This is a genomic window from Thermodesulfobacterium thermophilum DSM 1276, from assembly GCF_000421605.1.
In the GTDB taxonomy this organism is placed as follows: Bacteria; Desulfobacterota; Thermodesulfobacteria; order Thermodesulfobacteriales; family Thermodesulfobacteriaceae; genus Thermodesulfobacterium; species Thermodesulfobacterium thermophilum.
This window is the reverse complement of record NZ_ATXI01000002.1, coordinates 1-20,810: the sequence shown is the minus strand read 5'-3', so window position 1 is coordinate 20,810 and position 20,810 is coordinate 1. Positions and strand designations below refer to the sequence as shown.

The 20,810-nt window shown below is 37.9% G+C and carries 15 protein-coding genes and 1 other RNA gene; 7 read left to right on the top strand and 9 right to left on the bottom strand.

Translation table 11 applies throughout. From position 1 onward, the window contains the following. Nucleotides 1-75: 75 nt before the first annotated feature. From H529_RS09605 to rnpB, 7 genes are all read right to left on the bottom strand, one after another. The gene (locus H529_RS09605; protein WP_051132396.1) at nt 76-1,515 is read right to left on the bottom strand and encodes a putative nucleotidyltransferase substrate binding domain-containing protein; all 1,440 of its coding nucleotides are present in this window, start codon (nt 1,513-1,515) and stop codon (nt 76-78) included. 1 nt (nt 1,516) lies between these two features. Continuing rightward, complete coding sequence (locus tag H529_RS0100965) at nt 1,517-2,164, bottom strand: exonuclease domain-containing protein (protein ID WP_169357074.1); 648 nt, start codon at nt 2,162-2,164, stop codon at nt 1,517-1,519. 17 nt (nt 2,165-2,181) lie between these two features. Continuing rightward, a complete protein-coding gene (locus H529_RS0100960; RefSeq protein ID WP_022854710.1) occupies nt 2,182-3,996 on the bottom strand; it encodes a putative nucleotidyltransferase substrate binding domain-containing protein in 1,815 nt (604 codons plus the stop codon). A gap of 1 nt (nt 3,997) precedes the next feature. Then, on the bottom strand, nt 3,998-5,536 hold the full coding sequence (actP, locus tag H529_RS0100955; RefSeq protein WP_028842966.1) for a cation/acetate symporter ActP: 1,539 nt from the start codon (nt 5,534-5,536) through the stop codon (nt 3,998-4,000). 24 nt (nt 5,537-5,560) lie between these two features. Further along, nucleotides 5,561-5,854 carry a DUF485 domain-containing protein gene (locus H529_RS0100950; RefSeq protein ID WP_022854708.1) on the bottom strand — a complete coding sequence of 98 codons (294 nt, stop codon included), beginning with the start codon at nt 5,852-5,854 and terminating at the stop codon, nt 5,561-5,563. Nucleotides 5,855-5,991: 137 nt separating this feature from the next. Further along, on the bottom strand, nt 5,992-6,585 hold the full coding sequence (gene yihA / locus H529_RS09600; protein WP_022854707.1) for a ribosome biogenesis GTP-binding protein YihA/YsxC: 594 nt from the start codon (nt 6,583-6,585) through the stop codon (nt 5,992-5,994). A gap of 25 nt (nt 6,586-6,610) precedes the next feature. After that, an RNA gene (rnpB, locus tag H529_RS11120) (RNase P RNA component class A) lies at nt 6,611-6,998 on the bottom strand. A gap of 136 nt (nt 6,999-7,134) precedes the next feature. Here rnpB and H529_RS0100935 point away from each other — a divergent pair. From H529_RS0100935 to H529_RS0100905, 7 genes are read left to right on the top strand one after another with little or no spacing between them, the layout of a single operon-like run. After that, the gene (locus H529_RS0100935; RefSeq protein WP_022854706.1) at nt 7,135-8,094 is read left to right on the top strand and encodes a carbohydrate kinase family protein; all 960 of its coding nucleotides are present in this window, start codon (nt 7,135-7,137) and stop codon (nt 8,092-8,094) included. A gap of 28 nt (nt 8,095-8,122) precedes the next feature. Next, the gene (locus H529_RS09595; protein ID WP_022854705.1) at nt 8,123-9,448 is read left to right on the top strand and encodes a TldD/PmbA family protein; all 1,326 of its coding nucleotides are present in this window, start codon (nt 8,123-8,125) and stop codon (nt 9,446-9,448) included. A gap of 15 nt (nt 9,449-9,463) precedes the next feature. Further along, nucleotides 9,464-10,840 carry an amidophosphoribosyltransferase gene (purF, locus tag H529_RS0100925; protein ID WP_022854704.1) on the top strand — a complete coding sequence of 459 codons (1,377 nt, stop codon included), beginning with the start codon at nt 9,464-9,466 and terminating at the stop codon, nt 10,838-10,840. A 1-nt stretch (nt 10,841) separates the two neighbouring features. Further along, the gene (locus tag H529_RS0100920; protein WP_022854703.1) at nt 10,842-12,308 is read left to right on the top strand and encodes a menaquinone biosynthesis decarboxylase; all 1,467 of its coding nucleotides are present in this window, start codon (nt 10,842-10,844) and stop codon (nt 12,306-12,308) included. A gap of 1 nt (nt 12,309) precedes the next feature. Beyond that, nucleotides 12,310-12,801, top strand: a complete 492-nt coding sequence (locus tag H529_RS0100915; protein WP_022854702.1) for a metallophosphoesterase — start codon at nt 12,310-12,312, stop codon at nt 12,799-12,801. Between the two features lie 14 nt (nt 12,802-12,815). Next, complete coding sequence (locus tag H529_RS0100910) at nt 12,816-14,513, top strand: proline--tRNA ligase (protein ID WP_022854701.1); 1,698 nt, start codon at nt 12,816-12,818, stop codon at nt 14,511-14,513. Then, entirely contained in the window at nt 14,514-16,313 is a 1,800-nt protein-coding gene (locus tag H529_RS0100905) for a KUP/HAK/KT family potassium transporter (protein ID WP_022854700.1), read from the top strand. Between the two features lie 4 nt (nt 16,314-16,317). Here the strand turns inward: H529_RS0100905 and H529_RS0100900 are convergent, their stop codons facing one another. Both H529_RS0100900 and H529_RS0100895 read right to left on the bottom strand, forming a co-directional pair. Further along, nucleotides 16,318-18,990, bottom strand: a complete 2,673-nt coding sequence (locus H529_RS0100900; protein ID WP_022854699.1) for a cytochrome ubiquinol oxidase subunit I — start codon at nt 18,988-18,990, stop codon at nt 16,318-16,320. Continuing rightward, complete coding sequence (locus H529_RS0100895; protein ID WP_022854698.1) at nt 18,987-20,030, bottom strand: hypothetical protein; 1,044 nt, start codon at nt 20,028-20,030, stop codon at nt 18,987-18,989. Before H529_RS0100895 ends, H529_RS0100900 begins: the two co-directional genes overlap by 4 nt. Nucleotides 20,031-20,810: the final 780 nt, after the last annotated feature.

Here is a 20,810-nt window from a genome sequence, read left to right as displayed (position 1 = left end):
GTTTTTTATTCTTTGGACCTTTAAGCGCAGGGGGTTGTCCCATTAAGGACAGAGCGTTACAAAAGGTTTTGTTAGTTAGGTAAAAAACCTTAAGTTGTATTTTCTGAAAAGGAATTCTTGGAAGGTTTTGATCGTTTTGAAAACCTGTTTTAGTTGATCTCTGTCTTTTTTAGAAAGTTCTTGCGGGTTTAAATAGTTGTCAGGGGGGGGGTCGGTTTGGAGTTTTTTGGCTTGATGCAAAAATTGAAGAGAAAGGATAAACCTGTATCCTTCTTTTAATTCAGAGGCAAAGTCTACAGAGAGAATCCCTTCCTCTTTTAGAGCATCGATTCTATCAAAAGTGTTTGTATGCCAAAGGTTGTACTCTAAAGCCAGAGCTCTAATCCCCTGGACTATGGGGAAAATGGCTGTTTTTTTAAGGTCTAATTTACCTTTGTTAGGGCCTTCTTTTTCGGTTATAAACCTTCCCAAGAAATTAAGAGGTGGTTCAAACCTTATGGCTTCTGCCGCAAGACACACGATAAGTCCTTTATTTTTACTTATTTTTTCTTTTATCCAATCTCTGATCTCCTTTTCTATCTCTTCATTCCCATAAACCATTCGAAAATCTAAAAAAATACAAAGATTAAGCAAAGCCTCTTTTTGAGAACAGTCCATCCAGTTAGAAAGCCGCTTTTTCCAGGTTTGCAGATCTCCTCGCCAAAGGGGATTAGAAATCATAACCCCACCAGGACAAGGAGGAAATCCTACTTTTAAAAGATTTTCGATAAAAGTAGAAGAAAAGCGTTCAAAAAAAAGGTCTACCTCTTTTTTTCTATCTGGTAAATCTTCATAGATTAAGGCATTATCTTGGTCGGTTTTAAAACTTTGTTCTTTTCTTCCTTCACTTCCAAGTACAAAGAATCCAAACTTAGCCGGAAAATGAAGCTCTATCTCCTTTAAGGTTATCTCCCAGGTTTTTTTTATAAACCTGTCGTTTATTTCTGCAAGGTATTTCCCTAAGTACTCCGGGTTAAAACCTTCGTAAATTTGATTTAACAATGCTTCTTTTACCAGGCTGTAAAGTTTGGCTAACTCCTCTAACTCGTGGGCCAACTCCACTTGATATAGAAGAGAAACCAGGTTTTTGCTTTGAAAACTTATGATATCAGTGTCTTCAAGTACTCCTTGAAGGATTCCTTTATCAAAAACCGCTACTTTTCTTAGCCTTTTTTCTGCCATAAGGAGGATGGCTTCAAACAAACGGTGGTCTGTAGAAAGGCTGACAAGAGGAAAGGTGGCTATTTCTTTAGCTTTTATTCCAAAAGGGTCTTTCCGTTGATATACCACTTTTTGTAAAATGTCCCTTTCAGTGATAATCCCTAAGTCTTCTTTTCCTTGCACCACAACAAAACTGTACTCTTTTTCTACCATAAGTTTAATTACTTTATCTAAGGAATCTTCTTCCCCCACAATAAGAGGAGTTTTTAAGGGTAGATTTTTTAAAGGTTGATCAAAAAATGAATTCTGGAGCATTTTAAATAATTTTTAGCGGTAGTTTTTTCAGTTTTTTATTCCTGTAAGAATAAACTAATTTTAAAAAAAGCAAAGCAGTCATGTAGGCATCTTCTAAAGCATTGTGAAAACTGGTGGTAGGTAAATCATATTCTGCTAACAGTTCGTTAAGCTTAGGAATTCTATCTAAGGTCTTTTTAGGATAAAGGTCTAAGACATCAAACCCATAAAAAGAGACGTTTAGGTTTAGTTCTTCTTTGAGATGTTTTTTTAGCATTTCTAAGTCAAACTCTAAAAAATATCCTACCAATACTGCACCCTTGGTAAACTCTAAAAATTGATGCAAGGCCTCTTTTCTTTCAAGACCGTTTTTAAGTTTGTCTGGTGTAATCCCGTGAATCTTGATAGAGTCTTCAGCCCTGAACAGGTCTGTTTTAAAATATAAAATTAGTTTTTCAGAAAAAGAAAGGGTAAGATCAACAATCTTATAAGCACCTACAGAGATAACCTCGTCTTTTTTAACATCAAGCCCTGTGGTTTCGGTGTCTATCACCACGAAGGTGGTATCTTTTACTTTTTTATCTAGGTCGACCTCCCAACTTAAGTTTTTCTCTTTTCGAAAAAAAGTATAGTAAGTTCTCTTTAAAGTTGTGGTTAACACTTTCCACACCTTCTTAAGATCCTCGTTTATCTTAAATAGCTTAGACGGTATTTTTCAAAAATCATTTTTTGCAAATTTTCTATGAATTTAAAGACTTCTTTTAAAAGGTTTAGGTCTCCTTTTTCTAACTCAGATGGGTCTAAATAATCGTGAGGTTCTTGTTCTCGGTTAAAATTATCTATCTGAATTTTAAAACGTAAGGTGGTAAGAAATTTATAGGCCTCCTTCAGGTCTTTAGCTGTTTCAGGTCTAATACTTCCTGAGGATTCTAAATGAGAAATCCGTTTAAACGTGTTTACGTTTGTAATTCCCTGTTCTAAACTAAGTACCCTTACCAGACAAACCAAAGGTAAAACCCCTGATTTAAACAGGTTTAATTTACCTTTAAAAGGACCAGATTTTTCTACCAGGAGTTCTTTAAACAAACCTAAAGGTGGTTTGAGTTTAACTGCGTCCAAGGCTAAATATGGTAAAATACGGTCGTTTTTTTTAATCTTTTGTAAAATATTTTGGTAAAAAAAGTCTGCCTTTTCAGGTTGGATACCTATGAAACGAAGGTCAAAGAAATTAGCTTTTTTACCTATATCTTTTAGGTCAGGATAGGCTATCCAATGAGAAAAGGTTTTTTCCCATTCGTCTATGGTTTTTATCCAGTAAGGTTGGGTAAGATATTCCTCTTCTATTTCAACCCCTAAAAACTTCAGATTTTTGACCAATAATAAAGCAACCTCAAAAGCTTCTTCTGAGCTGTTTTTAATTAGAAAAATTTTTAGTTTTGTTTTAAAACTGGCTTCTCTTCTCCCATGGGCTCCGATAACCATTAGGCTTGGTAGAAGAGAAAGGTTTCTTTCAGATAGGGTTAGAAGAAATACCTTTTTGATGATCCCATCCCTTATTTCAGAAAGATATCTTCCTATCAACTCTGGGTCTTTTTCTTTTATGGCAAAATCTATGGCAGAATAAAAACAGTGGTAATAAATTTTTTTTAGTTCTTCTAAAGAGTTGGTTCTTTCTATTTCTTTGGTTATGGTAATAAGGTTTTTGCTGCCAAGAGAGATGATGTCGGTATCCTCTAAAATACCCACAGGTATTCCTTCATCAACCACCACAATTTTTCTTATACGGTGTTGTGTCATAAGAAGCATAGCTTGAGATAAGGGGGCTTCTTTTTCTAAATACACCAAAGGGAAAGAAGCTATATTTTTGGCTTTAGTTTCTTTTTTATCCAACCCCTGATATAGAAGTTTTTTTATAACGTCTCGCTCAGTTATAATCCCATATCCTTTTTCTAATTTAACTAAACAAGCGGTGACGTTTTTTTCTACCATCTCCTGAATAACCTTTTCTACGGAGTTTTCTCCATCTACGATGACAGGGGTTTTTAGGTTCAATTTTGAGAGAGGGACAGAGCTAAAAGTTCCCCACTGGTCTTTTTTCTGGTTTAAAGCTTCTGCCAGTTTTTGAGCCAGTTTTTGGGTATAAAAACTCTGGACTACTGAATAGTTTTGAAAAAGTTTTAAAAAATCTTCTTTTTTAATTAAAAATACCACGGTATCTTCTACCGCACGGGCTGAATGGTCAAGTTCCTGATCAGTTATTAAGGGTAAATAACCAAAGGTTTCTCCTTCTTGAAGTTGGTCTAAGATAGTACCTTTTTTTTCTAAGACTACATATCCTTTCCTTATAAGATATAAATATTCAGAGAGGTCTTTTTCCCGGTAGATAACCTCGTTTTTAGGATAGACTTTTACCTTTATTTTTTCTACTAAAGTAGATATAACAGATGAGGGGAGCCCCCTAAAAGGGGGCACTTCCCTTATAAACCTTTCTGCATCAAGCATGCTATTCTATCCCCACACCCAGATAGGTTCTAACCTTTTCCTCTTCAAACTTTTCTTGAGCTTCTTTTTCTGGTGTCAAAAGAGATACTAAGATAGCCATGATAAAACTTGCTGGCATAGAAATAAGAGCAGGATTTTTCCAAGGAAAGATGGGAGCAGGGTTTTTAAAAATGTCTACCCAAACAGTGGGGCTCAAGATGATAAGAACCACAGAAAGGGTAACCCCTGTCAAGATGCCTGCTACCACACCTGCAGTAGAAATTTTTTTCCAGAAGATAGAAAGAAGCAGAGAAGGAAAGTTAGCACTGGCAGCTATAGCAAAGGCAAGTCCTACCATAAAAGCCACGTTTTGTCCCTTAAAAGCTATACCAAGAAAAATCGCAAGGATACCTAAGATAAGGGTGGCTAACCTTGCCACTTTTACCTGTTCTTCTTCTGTAGCTTTTCCTTTTTTTATTACGTTGGTGTATAAGTCATGAGAAAGGGCTCCTGCTCCTGCTAAAGTAAGTCCTGCAACCACCGCAAGGATGGTAGCAAAGGCTACCGCAGCAATAAATCCTAAAAATATCGTCCCTCCCACAGCCTCTGCCAAAAGAGGAGCTGCCATATTTCCGCCTTTTTCTATACTTTTAATCAAGTTTTCTCCTACTATGGCAGCCGCACCAAAACCTATGATAAACGTAAGAATGTAAAAATATCCGATAAATCCTGTAGCATAAAAAACCGACTTTCTGGCTTCTTTAGCGTCAGGAACGGTATAAAATCTCATAAGTATGTGAGGGAGCCCTGCTGTTCCAAACATAAGGGCTATACCAAGAGAAATAGCATCCCATGGATTGGCTACAAGGCCTCCTGGAAGAAGCCTTTTTTCTCCATACTTTTCACTGATAAAACTAAACAATTCATTAAAGCTAAAACCAAACTTAACCAGAGTGAGAATGGCAAGCACCGTAGCTCCACCAAGCAAAAGACAAGCCTTGATAATCTGAACCCAGGTAGTAGCAATCATGCCACCGAAAAGAACATAGATAATCATTATAGTCCCTACTAAAACAACCGCCAACTCATAGGGTAATCCAAACAAAAGTTTTACAAGAGAACCAGCTCCTACCATCTGAGCAATAAGGTAAAGAAGAACGGTAGCCAAAGACCCAAAAGAAGAGGCAATCCTTATAGGCTTTTGCTTAAGCCTGTAAGCTACCACATCTGCAAAGGTATACTTACCAAGGTTTCTTAATTGCTCAGCTATAAGAAACATCACTATCGGCCAGCCTACCAAAAATCCGATGGAATAAATCAAACCATCATAACCTTTTAACGCTACCAACCCAGCAATCCCAAGGAAAGAGGCTGCACTCATGAAATCTCCAGCCAACGCAAGTCCATTTTGAAATCCAGTGATACTTCTTCCTGCTGCATAGTACTCAGAAGCTGTTTTAGTCCGTTTAGCTGCCAAGTAGGTAATATAAAGAGTAGTTAAAGTAAATAAAAAGAAAAACAAAATAGAAACCACGTTAGGTTGCCCTAAGGTTGTCTGCATTTCCATCTTACATCCCTCCTTATTTTAATGTTTTCCTATTTCTCTTTTAATCTCTTCAACCAACCTGTCATAGACGCTGTTTGCCCAAAGGGTATAAACCCCAGTTAACAGCCAGGAAAAAATTATTACTGAAATCCCCAGAGGAATTCCTAAAGGTATTGATCCGGTAACCTTAATGGCTAAAAAGTCTTTTTTAAACGCTAAAAGGTAGATAAAACCATAATAGATTAACAACTGAATAAAAGTTAAAGCAAAAGCTACCTTGTTTTTTTGAGACATTAACGTTTGAAACTTAGGAGAACTTAACACCTCTTTCATATTTAAACACCTCCTTTTTTGAGATTTATTTTCTGATAAAATAGATAGCAATAGTTATGCCAAAACAAAGAATATAGAATTATCAATGATTAGATGGAGAAACACCAAAAATAGTAAAAACTTTGAGGAAAAATTCCTCAATTATTTTTTAAGCCCAAACAAGACAAGAGATAAGATCTTAACTGGGGTATTCCCTTAGATTCTTTACAAGAGATTAGGAAAAGAGAAGTTTCTGGATTAGGTTTGAATGTTTTTTGATAAACAGAGGCTTGACGTTCTACTTCTCTAAGGGATAAGGTATCTATCTTGTTTAGAACTATACAGTAAGGTTTTTTAAGGTGTTTTACAAACTCAACCAGCTGGATGTCTGCTTCATCGGGATTACGTCTTATATCAAAAATAAGTACAAGATTTCTAAAGTCTCTCACTGCTTTTAAATATCCCTCTACCAGGTATTGCCAGTGTTTTTTAACCTCAACAGGGACTTTAGCAAACCCGTAACCAGGTAGGTCTACTAAATAAAACTTAAAATCTATCCTAAAAAAGTTTAAGGCTTTGGTAAAGCCAGGAGTAGAGGACACTTTGGCTACCTTTTTACGGTTTAAAAAGGCATTGATTAAAGAGGATTTACCTACGTTTGACCTTCCTAAAAAGGCAATTTCAGGAAATTCTGGAGGAGGCAGGTCCTCCAACTTAAAAACACTTTTAACAAACTCGATATGTTTAAACATAGTCAATCTTGTTTTAAGATTACGAGGGCAGGGTTTAAGTAAGCCGGGTTCTGTTACCTGGGTAAAAATTACCCAGGCGGTGATTATTTCTCTGAGAAGAGGGTTACCCCTCTTCTTAAGCGGCCTACCTGAGCCTTAGCGGGCGGGGCACCCATGGCTCTGTTTGGCCTTGCTCCGGACGGGGGTTGCCGTGCCACCAGGTGTTACCACCCGGTGCGGTGGGCTCTTACCCCACCTTTTCACCCTTGCCCGCACCAGAAAGGAAAAAAATCCTTTCTGGCCGCTGGCGGTCTGTTTTCTGTGGCCCTTTCCAGGGATTACTCCCTCCGGGTGTTACCCGGCGTCCTCCCCTGTGGAGCCCGGACTTTCCTCCCCAGGGAATTAATCCCTGGAGCAATCACCTCTTAAACCCTGCCCTCAATATTAAAAACATAGGTTCTTTTTAAAATTTTTCAACCAGAACTGACCCGGCTTTTCAAAGTTTGATCCTATCCAAAAAATAGACTCTACGTTAAAATTACCTATAAAACTGTTTCATAAGGAGGCTTAATGTTTGATTTCGTAGGTTGTGGGGCGCTTAATTGGGATATTTTTTTTGAGGTAGAAGACCTTGAGGTTTTAAAGGAAAAAAACATACCAGCTATACCAGGAGGTGAAATAGCCTTAGAAAGAAAGGAATTTTTAGAGGTGCTTAATTTTTTAGAGAAAAAAGGCAACTTTTTGTTTGAAGGAGGAGGTGGGTCTGCAGCTAATACCCTTTATGCCCTTAGTCTTTGGGGGTTTAGGTGTAGTTTTTTAGGGGCGGTGGGAGAAGACACTTTTGGCAAGAAGATTTTAGAAGAATTTTCTTCGGTAAACCTTGTTTCTGAGTATATCATAAAAAAAGAAACTACCAGTTTAGCTTTGATAATCTTAAGCCCATATCGTGACAGGTTTATCCTCGTAAGTCCAGGGGATGCAGAAAAATATCTCCCTTCCCTTTTATCAACCAAGGTCTTACCTACAGGGATTTATCACCTTTCTTCCCTTGCCTCTGAAGAAGGAAGAAATTTTCAGCTGAATCTTCTTAGCAAGGTTACTCCTCTTTGTTTTGACCCAGGTAGAATATACACTTCTTTGGGATGGGATTTCCTTTTGCCTTGGCTAAAAAAGACTAAATATCTTTTTATCACAGAGGAAGAACTGAGCATGTTAAACAAAACTCCTTATGACCTTTTAGAATTAGGGATAGAAAAGATATTTTTAAAACAAGGCAAAAAGGGAGCAACCTTGGTGAGTAGGGATAGGGTTATCACAGCCTCAAGTCTAAAGATAGAAAAGGTGGTAGATAATACCGGGGCAGGCGATTATTTTAACGCTGGGGTGCTTGCAGGTATAGCCTTAGGATTGCCTGACGAAAGAGCTTTAAACCTTGGGATTTATACCGCAGGAATAAGCCTCAGGGATTACGGAAGAAGGGGTTGCTTAAACAAAAAGGAGTTTCAAAATTATGTAAGTTTGTTAAAATAACAGATGAAAAATTTAAGAAGGTATTAAAATGTCAGAAGTTGACCTAAAATATTTAAAAAGTCTTACTCAAGAATGGTTTAAAGACGCTTTTTATGGAGACCTTTACTTAGAAAGGGTTGAAACTCTTAAAATAGTGGTTGAGCCAGACAGAATAGACGAGGTCAACTGGGGAGTAGAAGAAGGCTCAGCCATAAGAAAAATCACCCCAGAGTTTACCAACAAACTCTATTTTTCTAATGGATTTTTTGAGAAAGGTTTAAGAGAGTTGATTTTACAGACAAAAAGACCTTGTGAGGAAGAGGTTTCTAAAAAACTAACCACCAGGCTTGAATATTTAGAAGAATTAAAAAGGAAGGTTTGGTCTACGAAAGAGATAAAACACTATCGTCTTTTTTTTAGCGAGGTTGTAAAAGAGGTGTGGATTTTTACCTCAGAGGGGAAATTTTTGTCTGATAAAAGGGAATATACCAAGTTAGGAGTGATAGTGGTTGCAGAAAAGGACGGTAGGCTTGAGAGAGGTTATGAGGTCGCAGGGAGAAAGATAAACTTTGAACAGGTAAAGGATTCAGAAGAGTTTTTACTTCTTCCTGAAAGAGCTTCAAGGTTGGCCATGACGATGCTTTCAGCTAAGAAGGCTCCTGCTGGGGTTATGCCTGTAGTTTTAGCAGGTCAGGCAGGAGGAACGATGATACATGAGGCTGTAGGACATGGTCTTGAGGCAGACCATGCAGAAGAGGGACTTTCGGTTTATTCAGGTAAGATTGGGGAAAAAGTAGCCAGTCCTTTGATTACGGTGGTTGACGACCCAACGATAGAAAGTCTTTATGGTTCTTATCAGGTGGATGACGAAGGGGTTTATGCTCAACCGGTAGTTTTGATAGAAAACGGAAGGCTTAAAACCTATCTTTATGACAGGTTAACCGCATTTAAGTACCAGAAAACACCTAATGGACACGGGAGAAGACAAGATTATAGGTCCATCCCTATACCTCGCATGGCCAATACCTATATAGCTAAAGGGCCTCATAAATCTGAAGATATCCTTAAAAGCATAGAAAAAGGAATCTTGGTAAAAAAGATGGGCGGAGGAGAGGTCAACCCTTTAACAGGAGATTTTGTGTTTGAAGTAAGAGAGGGTTATTACATAGATAAAGGAGAGATAGCCTATCCTGTTAAAGGGGCTACTTTAGTAGGAAATGGTCCCAAGGTATTAGAAATCACAGACATGGTAGGAGAGGATCTGCATTTTGAACCTGGGGTTTGTGGAAAAGACGGTCAAGGGGTTCCTGTTTCAGACGGCCAACCTACTCTAAGAATTCCTGAGTTGACTGTCGGAGGTACAGTAGAAGAATAAAAGAGGTGAGACAAGATGTGTGGACTTTTTGGGATTTTTGGTGTAGAAGAAGCTGCTAACTATACCTATTTTGGACTTTATTCACTTCAACACAGAGGTCAAGAAAGTGCTGGGATTGCAGTTTATGACGGAGAAACCATAAGAGAGTGGAAGGCCTTAGGACTGGTAAGTGAGGTTTTTAATGAGGAGATTTTGAAAGGTCTTAAAGGAAAGGTAGCTATCGGTCATGTGAGATATTCTACCACAGGGTCAAGTATAGTACAAAATGCTCAGCCTTTTTGTGTGAGTTTTGCTAAAAAAAAGATAGCCATAGCTCACAACGGAAATTTAGTCAACGCCTATCAGATCAGGTGCTCCCTCGAGGAAGAAGGACATATCTTTCAAACCACGATGGATAGTGAGGTTATCGTCCATCTGATAGTGAGAAATCTTAAAAAAGGTCTGGTAGAGGCTATTGCTGAGACTATAAAAAAAATAAAGGGAGCCTATTCTGTCCTTCTTCTTTACGATGACACCTTGGTTGCCTTTAGAGATCCTTGGGGTTTTCGTCCCCTTTGTTTAGGGATGATTAACGGAGGTTATGTGATAGCCTCTGAGACCTGCGCGTTTGACCTTATCGGGGCTCAGTATTTAAGAGAGGTAGCCCCAGGGGAGATTTTGGTTATAACTCAAGAAGGGCCAAAATCTTATTTTCCTTTTAAAAAAGAAAAGCTTCCCAAGAGCCACTGTGTTTTTGAGTTTATCTATTTTGCCAGGCCTGATAGCCATATCTTTGGCAAAACCGTATATCCTGTAAGAAAACAGTTAGGAAAAAATCTTTATAAAGAATGTCCTTTAGAGGCAGATTTTGTGATGCCCTTTCCTGATTCAGGTACTTACGCAGCCATCGGGTATTCACAGGCAAGTGGTATCCCTCTTGAGTTTGGAATGATAAGGAATCATTACATAGGAAGAACTTTTATCCAACCTTCACAGCGTCTTAGGGACCTTTCTGTAAAGATGAAATTAAACCCGGTAAAGGAACTTATCAAAAATAGAGAAATTATTATAGTAGACGATTCCTTGGTAAGAGGAACAACCAGTAAAAATCGATTTAGAGGGATAAAGGAGCTTGGGCCAAAAAAGGTTCATTTTTTGCTTTCTTGTCCCCCGATAAGGTTCCCTTGCTTTTTTGGGATAGATTTTCCTTCAAGGTCAGAACTTATCGCAGCTAAACATAGTGTGGAAGAGATAAGAAAGTTTTTAGACATAGATACCCTTTATTATCTCAGTATAGAAGGGTTGGTTGATGCGTTAGGTGATCTAAGAAACAAGCTGTGCTTAGCCTGTTTTACCGGGGAATATCCGATAGAGGTTGATTTTAGTTTTAAAAAAGACATCGCAGAGGCATAAAATGGCAAGTTTTAAAAGTTTACAAGAGTTTTTACAGGTGCTGGAACAGGAAAAGGAGTTGATAAGGGTTAAAGAAGAGGTTTCTCCTGAACTTGAGATAACCGAGATTACCGACAGGGTTTGTAAAAAATTTGGCCCAGCTCTTTTGTTTGAAAAAGTAAAGGGCCATAAAATCCCTGTGGTTACCAACCTTATGGGAAGTTATAAAAGGATATGTTTAGCCCTGAGGGTAAAGGATCTTGATGAGCTTGGAAAAGAGGTTGCTGAGTTTATAGAAATAACAAAACCTGGGTCTTTTTTTGAGAAATTGAAGCTTGTCCCTAAGCTTTTACGTGCCTCCAATCTTTTTCCTAAAAGGGTTGAAAAAGCCCCCTGTCAGGAGATAGTTTGGGAGGGAGATGAGGTAGATCTCTACAAACTTCCCATACTTAAATGCTGGCCTAAGGACGGAGGTCCTTTTATAACACTTCCTTGTGTGATCACCAAGGATCCTGAAACCGGGACTTATAACGTAGGTATGTACCGGATGCAGGTGTTTAGTAAGAACGAAACCGGTATGCACTGGCAAATACATAAGACCGGGGCTAAGCACTATAGAAAAGCAGAAAAAAAAGGAGAAAGGTTGCCGGTAGCTGTAGCTATAGGCCCTGACCCTGTAATTATCTATGCAGCCACAGCTCCTTTACCTGAAGACATAGACGAGTTTTTGTTAGCAGGATTTTTAAGAAGGTCTCCGGTTGAACTGGTAAAATGTTTGACTGTGCCCCTTGAGGTGCCTGCAGAAAGTCAGATCGTCCTTGAAGGATATGTAGAGCCCTTCGAAAGAAGGCTTGAAGGCCCTTTTGGAGATCATACTGGCTATTACACCCCTCCAGACTATTACCCTGTGTTTAGAGTTACCTGTATCACCTTAAGAAAGGATGCTATCTATCCGGCTACCATCGTAGGTAAACCTCCTCAAGAGGATTGTTTTCTTGGTAAGGCTACAGAAAGGTTGTTTTTACCTCTGCTTAAAAAGGTGCTCCCTGAAATAATAGATATTCATCTTCCTTGGGAAGGAGTTTTTCATAACTTAGCCTTTGTATCAATAGATAAAAGGTATCCAGGTCATGCCTTTAAAGTAGCCTCAGCCTTATGGGGCCTTGGGCAGATGATGTTTACCAAAATAATCGTGGTGGTTGACAAAGAGGTAAACGTTCAGAATATAAGTGAGGTGCTGTTTTACATGTCAGGCAACGTAGACCCAGAAAGGGATATCATGATAGTTAAAGGACCGGTTGATGCCCTTGACCATGCAAGCCCTTATCCAGCCTATGGGTCTAAGATGTGTATCGATGCTACCAGAAAATGGAGAGAAGAGGGATATTTAAGGGAATGGCCAGAAGAGGCGGTTATGTCTGATGAAGTCAAAGCTAAGGTTGAAAAGGTTTGGAAAAAAATCGAGGAACAGATGAGGAGGATAAAGTAAGATGTTGGTCGGGGTTATCAGTGATACCCATGACAACATTTTTAACACAGAAAAGGCTATAAAGGTTGCTCAACAAAAAGGCTGTGAAATCCTTTTCCACTGTGGAGACCTTATTTCTCCTTTTATGATACCTCTGTTAGCTTCTTTTCAGAAAGAGGTACATCTTATCGTTGGAAATAATCGAGGAGATATAGCCTTGATGTATGAACATCTTAAAAAATATCCGTGGGTTAAGTTTCACGGAGATCAGGCGTTTTTGGAGATAAAGGGTTTTAATGTAGCGATGGTGCATTACCCTAAACTTGCCTATGTTTTAGCAAAAAGTCAGGAGTTTGATTATGTTTTTTGTGGTCATACCCATAAGTTTGAAGTAAAAGAGATAGGAAAGGCCTTGGTGGTGAACCCAGGAGAGGTTTTGGGTAAAGAAGGTGTTCCTACTATGGTAGTCCTTGATTTAACCTCTAAGACTTGGGAAAAATTAGACCTTCTGTAAGGAGGGAGTAAACCATGAGATTAAGCCGATATTTTATGCCTACCCTTCGCGAAGACCCTTCAGAGGCTGAAACAGTTAGTCATAAGTTGCTTTTAAGGGCCGGAATGATAAGAAAGTTAGCCTCTGGAATTTATAACTTTTTACCTTTAGGTTTTAAGGCCTTAAAGAAGATAGAACAAATAGTGAGAGAGGAAATGAATAAGGCAGGTGCTCTTGAAATACTTATGCCTTTGGTCCAGCCTGCTGAACTTTGGCAAGAAACAGGGAGATGGGAGCTTTATGGAAAAGAGCTTCTGAGGATAAAAGACAGAAAGGACCATGATTTTTGTCTTGGGCCTACCCATGAAGAGGTGGTAACCGATATCGTGAGAAGGGATGTTAAGTCTTATAAGGACCTACCTTTAATCCTTTATCAGATTGCGGTTAAGTTTAGAGATGAAATACGCCCCAGGTTTGGTATCATGAGGGCACGAGAGTTTATCATGAAAGATGCCTACAGTTTTGATGCTGACGAAGAAGGTTTAGAAAAAAGTTATCAGAAAATGTACGAAACCTATCATCGGATCTTTGAAAACTGTGGTCTTAAGTTTAAGGCTGTAGAGGCTCATACCGGAGCTATAGGAGGCGATGTTTCTCACGAGTTTATGGTACTTGCAGAAACTGGAGAAGATACCATAGCCTTTTGTGAAGCCTGTGGTTATGCTTCAAACATAGAGTTAACCCCTGCCGAAACTTCAGAAACCTATTCTCAAGAACCTTCTAAGCCTTTAGAGAAGGTTTATACCCCAGGGGTAAGGACAGCTAAGGAGGTAGCAGATTTCTTAGGTTTACCTGTGGCAAAAATTACCAAAACCCTAATCTATATCGTAGAAGAAAACGAGGCTGTAGCAGTTTGTATAAGAGGAGACCATGAGGTAAACGAAATAAAACTTGAGAAGATTTTAGGTGGTAAACCCTTTAGGATGGCAAAGGATGAAGAAATAAGAAGAATAGCAGGAGCAAGTCCTGGTTTTATTGGTCCTAAGGGATTAAAGATAAAGATAATTGCCGATAAAAGTTTAGTTGGATATCCTAACTTTGTTATAGGTGCTAACGAAGACGAATATCACTATATCAACGCTAACCTTGGAGAAACCTTTAAACCAGACATAATAGCTGATGTCAGAAAAGCAACGGAAGGAGACCTTTGCCCTCGTTGTGGAAAACCATTAAGTTTTTTGAAAGGGATTGAAGTAGGACATATTTTTAAGCTTGGCACTAAATACAGCCTTTCCATGAAAGCCATGTTTCTTGATAAAGACGGCCAGATGAAACCTTTTATCATGGGTTGTTATGGTATAGGGGTTAGCAGGGTGCTTGCGGCAACCATAGAACAGAACCATGACGAAAAAGGTATCATTTTCCCCTGGCAAATAGCACCTTTTCAAATAGGAATTATACCTTTAAAAGATAGTTTTAAAGAAAAGGCAGAAAGTTTATACCAGGGTTTAAGTCAAAAGTGGGATGTTTTGCTTGATGACAGAGATGAACGCCCAGGGGTAAAGTTTAACGACCTTGATCTCATAGGGGTGCCTCTGCAAATCATCTTAGGTAAGGCTTTTGAAGAAAAAGGAGAGGTAGAAATCAAGCAAAGGAAGACAGGAGAAAGGGTATATCTTAAGCCTGAGGAAATAGAAAACTATGTTCAAGGGTTTGCGAAAAAGGGAGTTTAGATGATCCAAAAAATTGTCAAGGCTATAGGGCTTGTTTTTGGAGACATAGGAACAAGCCCTATCTATACCTTACCTGTTATTTTCCTTTTTCTGCCACCCACAAAAGAAAATGTTTTAGGCGTATTATCCTTGATTTTTTGGACTTTGATTATCATCCCTACCATTCAATACACCGTCTTAGCCATGAGTCTTAGTTTGCGAGGAGAAGGAGGGACTTTAATTCTTTCTGAGATATTGCGTACGTTATTAAGAGGTCGTAAGAGACTTTTAGGGTTGGTTGTTTTTTTGTCTTTTATAGGTATTTCCCTTCTTATGGGAGATGGTGTTATCACCCCTGCTATAAGTATAATGAGTGCGGTGGAAGGAATTTCTTATATACCGGGTTTAAGGCCTTTAGAAAAAACAGAGGTAGTTTTACTTAGTGTGTTAATTGCATTAGGTTTGTTTTATTTTCAGAAAAGAGGGACAGAAAAGGTTTCAGGGGCCTTTGGCCCTATCATGAGCCTTTGGTTTTTAAGTCTTTTTATCCTTGGTTTTTTAAACTTGTTTTTGAGTCCTGAGGTTATCTTAGCGATAAATCCCTGGTATGCCTTTGAGTTTTTTAAACAAAACGGTTGGAAGGCCTACCTGATCTTAGGAGAGGTTATCCTTTGTGCTACAGGTAGTGAAGCTATGTATGCTGACATGGGGCATCTCGGGGCAAAACCTATAAAAAGGGCTTGGTATTTAGTTCTAACAGCCCTGGTGGTGAATTATTTTGGCCAAGGGGCTTTTCTTTTAAGACATCCTGAGTCAAAAAGCATTCTTTTTGAGATGTGTTTAAATACCTTTGCTTCAGCTTATGTGCCTTTCTTGTGTTTAGCGTTGATGGCAACGGTAATCGCCTCTCAAGCGATGATAAGCGGTATGTTTAGTGTAGTTTATCAGGCGATGTCTGCCAGATATTTGCCCTTAATGAGGGTAAAGTATACTTCTCCTGAGCTACATTCTCAGATTTACATAGGAACGATCAATTGGTTTCTTTTCTTTGCTGTGGTTTTTATCATGTTTGAGTTTCAAAGCTCTACCAATTTAGCAGCAGCTTATGGTCTTGCAGTTACAGGAGATATGACCATCACAGGACTTTTTCTCATCACGATTTTTTGTCTTAAAAAACGATATTCTTTTTTATTTCTTGCAGTCTTAACCACCTCTGTCACCTTTTTATACTTTACCGCAACTCTTTTTAAGCTCCCTCATGGAGGATTTTGGGCTTTGGTGCTTGCTGGAATCCCTTTTTCTGTAATCCTTATTTATACCCAAGGACAAAAAAGACTATATAAAAGCCTGAGGTTTTTCAATCAGAAAGAATTTGTGACTAATTTTACTAAATTTTATAGAGAAAATCCTAAAATCCAAGGCAAGGCACTTTATTTTATCCGTGACCCTGAACATTTCCCCCCCTATGTTATCGAAAACATCTTTGTTCATGGGATTCTCTATGAAGAAAACATCTTTGTTTCCCTAATAAGAAAAAACGAGCCTTATGGTATTACCACCAGTTTTTTAGAAGAAATCTGCCCTGGAGCTAAGTTTTTTGAGATTGCTTACGGTTATATGGAAAGGCTCAAGGTTGAAGACATTTTAAAAGAACATGGTATCAACGAACGGGTTATCTTTTATGGTCTTGAGGATATCGAGACTCAACATCCTATCTGGAAAATTTATGCCTTTATCAAGCAAATCAGCCCCCATTTTGTCAAATTTCTTAACCTTCCTCCTGCTAAACTTCACGGAGTATTAACCAGAATAGAAATGTAAGCTTTTATTCTAAGTCCGTCTGGGAAGGTAAAAGTTTACTGTTTCTAAAGGTTCTTATCAGGTTTGGATGATGGAAAGGGACCTTCATCTTTTTTACATGACATACTTCACATTTTAAGTTTGCACCTATAGGTAGGATGTTTTTCTGGTACTGTAAAGGTTGCAGGTTATCTCTACCCATACCATAAGGGTTAAAAGCTGGATATAATGCATGGGGAGAGCCATGACAGACAAGACAAGGTAGTTTTTGTGTGTTATCTTTCCTTACCCGGAAAAGGCCTGAGACATCTTCAGTCCAGTTATTATAACCCTTAGCCTCTTTTACTGGTTTTTGAAAGCCTTTATGGCAGTTAAGACAGTCAGGTTGCTGTACCCAGGGCTTTCTTGGTGTTATCTGGTCTTTAGGTATTGGGGGGTTGAGATGAGCAAGCAAAAATTTGGAAGTTTTTGTGTTGGTTTCCTTAAGAAGAGAGGTAGCATGAAAATCTATGTTCCCATGGCAATCGACACACTCTAACCCTAATTTTTTATGTATATCTCTATAGCATTTTGTATTGCCTTTAGGATGATCAGGATGACATAAATAACAAGCTTTTACATCTTTATATGGCATATAGTTTGCGTGCCATCCATGGATGGCTGCTGAAAAACTATTATGACCCTTTATTCCCTCATTCCCTACGATAAAATCGGCATGACATTTTTGACAGAAAACAGGTTTCCCTTGAAGAGCAGATTTATAGAAGTTGGTTTGATGGTTTTTATCATGGGCTTTAAGTATGTTAATGGCTGTTTGATCAGAGATACCGGCTACACCATTCCATCTTGGGCTTCCTTCATGACACACATAGCAACGGAACTCAGTCGCTACAGGAGAAACGGCTTTGGTGCGCTGTAAAACTTTGCCTGAAACTTTATCTACAGCTTCTATCTCAAAAACAGGATAAGGGTTATATGTACCGTCTTTTTTATAAGGTAAAACCGGGATCCCCTTAGCTATAAAAATTTTTCTTTTTTCATCCCAATCGAAAGTACCGTTAAGTCCTTTCCCAGTTAAACCTAAATCTTTAGGAATAGTCTTATTAAAAAATTCTCTAGCATAATCCCAGAAAAGGACATGTTTAGAGGGTGTTTCAAAACCAGGTTCAACTTTGTAAACTAATTGAACTTTTGTGTTGTCAAGAATTTCAGGTTTAGACCCTCTTTTAATAACCACAGCTTCAAAAGTGCTTCCCGGATATAAAAAGCTAAACCACCTGTCTGCATCGGTAATACATTTCATGCCCAGAGGACTAAAAACAAACACAACGTATTGGTCTTTTTGTGGGTCAAAGGTAAAAGGCTGGGCCTTAAGTTCCCTGATAGCAGGTTTAAGTTCTGGAGGATTTTCAGGTTTTCCTAAAAGTTCTTTGGTAATAAAGGCAGCAAGAGCTTCTCTCTCTTTTTCTGTACCTATAAATTTAGGCATATAACCAAGAACTTTTCCTTGTCCATATAACTGGGAAATCATCCCAAAGTAGGTAAACCCCCGGGCTTTTTCAACCACATTGTTTCTTAGCCCTTTTATGGTGTGGCAGGATAGACATTGTAGGTTGAAAATTTCTTTTCCTGCCAAAATTTTATTGTCTTCTGTAACTTCTTTAACCATAGCCCATCTTGCATGTTTTAAAAAACCTTTGCTGTTAAGTTTCTTTTCCTCCTCAATCCTTATCCCAAAAGAATAAAGATAACCATATATTACATAAGGTCTTCGTGCATACTCCCTTATATGTTCAAAACTTCCTAACCATAGCAACCCTATAAAAAGAAGGAGAAAAGCTAATACCCTTTGTAAACCAGGATTGACTTTTACTAAAAAAGCAAGAGAAATTAAATAAATCAACGCAGAGGAAACATAAAGAAGTTTTTTAGCCATCAGAACCTGTCTGTTAAACACAAAGTTAAACACTTTAGATAGTTCTGGGACGGTTAGAAAGTACCAGATACTTGAAAAAAATATAAAGGGAAAGGCTACGTAAAGCCATTTTACGTTATATTTTAAAAGAAAGGGTCTTTTTTCTTTGGGGGCAAAAAATAAGGTACTGAAGATTCCAAAAAGACCAGCTAACATAAGAGAGATACCTGTTCTAAAAAATAGGCTTGGAAAACTTGAAGGATTAAAAAAACCGTGCCAAGGATTTCTGGTTTCTAACCATTTTCCAGGAGTTAACATAAAACAAATAATCCCGTTTATGACAAATAAACTCATCCAAGCAGAGATAGCATATATCATCGCTACCCTAAGACGCAGTTTGTCAGACAGTTCATCGAACTTGTAGTGATATATCAAAAGAGCTACTATTTCTACAAAGAAAAACACCCATTCTATAGCCCAGAAGAAAACAAACTGATTTATAAGGATTGAGGTAGCCTCAGGGCTTGCAATCCCTATGATAAACCAAATACCTACTCCAGAAACCCCGCCCAAAACCATCGTGATCAAAAGGAAAAACCAGGTATGTTTACGCACAAATTCTCGTAAGTCTTGATCGTTGTTTAACACAGAAAGTCTGTCTGTATACCAGAGATAGATTCCTCCTCCTACGGCAAAGTGAGAAATAAAAACATGAAAAACCGCAATAATTGCTACCCAAAGCCCAGGATTTATAAAATAAGTTTCCCAAACAGGATAGTTCATATTTTTCTTTCTCCCTGCTTAGAGAAACTATGTTTTAAAAAGTAATACACCGTAACAATCCCTAACCCCAAAAACAGTAAAAACAACAAGAAAACACCCATTTGAGGAGAAACTTGCAACAAATTTGTTTGATAGTAAGAAGACAACTGAAGGGTTCTCAAGTTAAACCTATTTACTACCATAAAAATAAGGGTAAGTATAAAAAACGATGTGGTTAGTTTTAAGTGATGCTTTTTGCTAAAATATAGAGAAGTGAGGGCAAAAACAATGCTTAAGTAAAAAAAGAAAGCAACTTTTGGGGCATTGCCTAAAAATAAGCCTCTTATCTCTGAAGGTAGAGATAATAGAAAAGCTATTCCTACTACTATTTGCAACAGGGTTAAGCTAAAAAATAGGTTTAGTCCCTTTATAAGGCACATTTTATCCTTTTTATAATGTCCTAAAATCCCCAAACTCAAACCACTTACAGCCAAAGACCCTACTAAAAAGTGCAGATATTTAAAATATAGATAAGGTATGTCTAAGGGCAGATAGGTGCCCTTTCTGTTAGTAAAATAGACATTCCATTTTTCGGGATTTTCCATAAGGGTGAGATTGTTTACTAAAATAAAGGCTATATAGAGGAGGATAAAAACCTGAATAAAAATAAAGGGTTTAAAGAATTTTTGTAAAGAAATTTTTTTAGAGATGAGGTAAGAAAGATAGTAGACCAAGATAACAGAAGGGATGATAAGCATCCAATGGTTAGCAAGTATGATAGAACTTGTAAAAAATAGAGGTCCATAGACTACCTGAAGGAAAAGAAGGGCAGGGATGGCCATGTTGATAGCTAAGGCAAACAGAATCGGTTTTTTCTTAAGAAAAAGGAGAGCAATTTCCGGAAGGAAGTTTTTTTTAAACTGTTGGTATGCAAAAAACAGCGCCCATCCTAAAATAAGATTAACAAGCAAGATATGGACGAGAAAAAAGGTATGCTCCAGAAAATTCAAGATCGAAGGATAAAAGGGAAGTTTTTCAGGATAAAAAACTAACCCTTCCATATAAAAAATTTTAGAAAAATTTTTGAAATGAGTCAAGTCAACGGCATTAGATCATAAAAATGTCCCTTAAATTAAAATTTCCTCCCTGACACCCCAATTTTTAAAGCACAGTGAGGAAAAAAATGATTACAGAAAAGGAGTTTCAAATAAAGTTAGTTGAAAAATTAGCCCTCTTGATACAAACGAGCTAAATCAAAAAAAGTTAAAGTCTCAATTTTTATCACAACTTGGCAAACTCACCCAGGTCTTAAAAGAAACTGCTAAAAAACGCTTCCAAATACCATATCCTCCATCAAGAAATCATTAAAATCTGCTGGAAAATCCTTCTTTGTCCCTGTGATAAAAGACTTTACCCTGTTGTCCCTCTTACCATTGATACTTTACTCAAAGAAGGACACTTAAAACATTATTCCACCAATATTATCAACGAAACTAAAACTTATTTCCCTTGGAACCCTAAAAAGAGTTCCTGGTCATCTATCATCAAGTTCCGATTTCAGCTGATTTTGGGAAGTATGCTCAAGGGGGGTTAGGCTATATAGAAGTAGACTTTGCAGAACACGATGGAGGTCACTTTTACCGTGAGAGAATAATGATCTAACTAATATCTGTTTCAGGGACATAGTATTTTGAGTTAAACCGCTTAAAAAATGAATTTTTGAATATTTGTTAAACTTTTTACCCTTATATTTTGCCCCATATCCGACAATATATGGTTCTTTGCAGACCATCTTTATGTTTTTTAAGAAAACTTACCAACTAAGTAAATTCTAAACTATT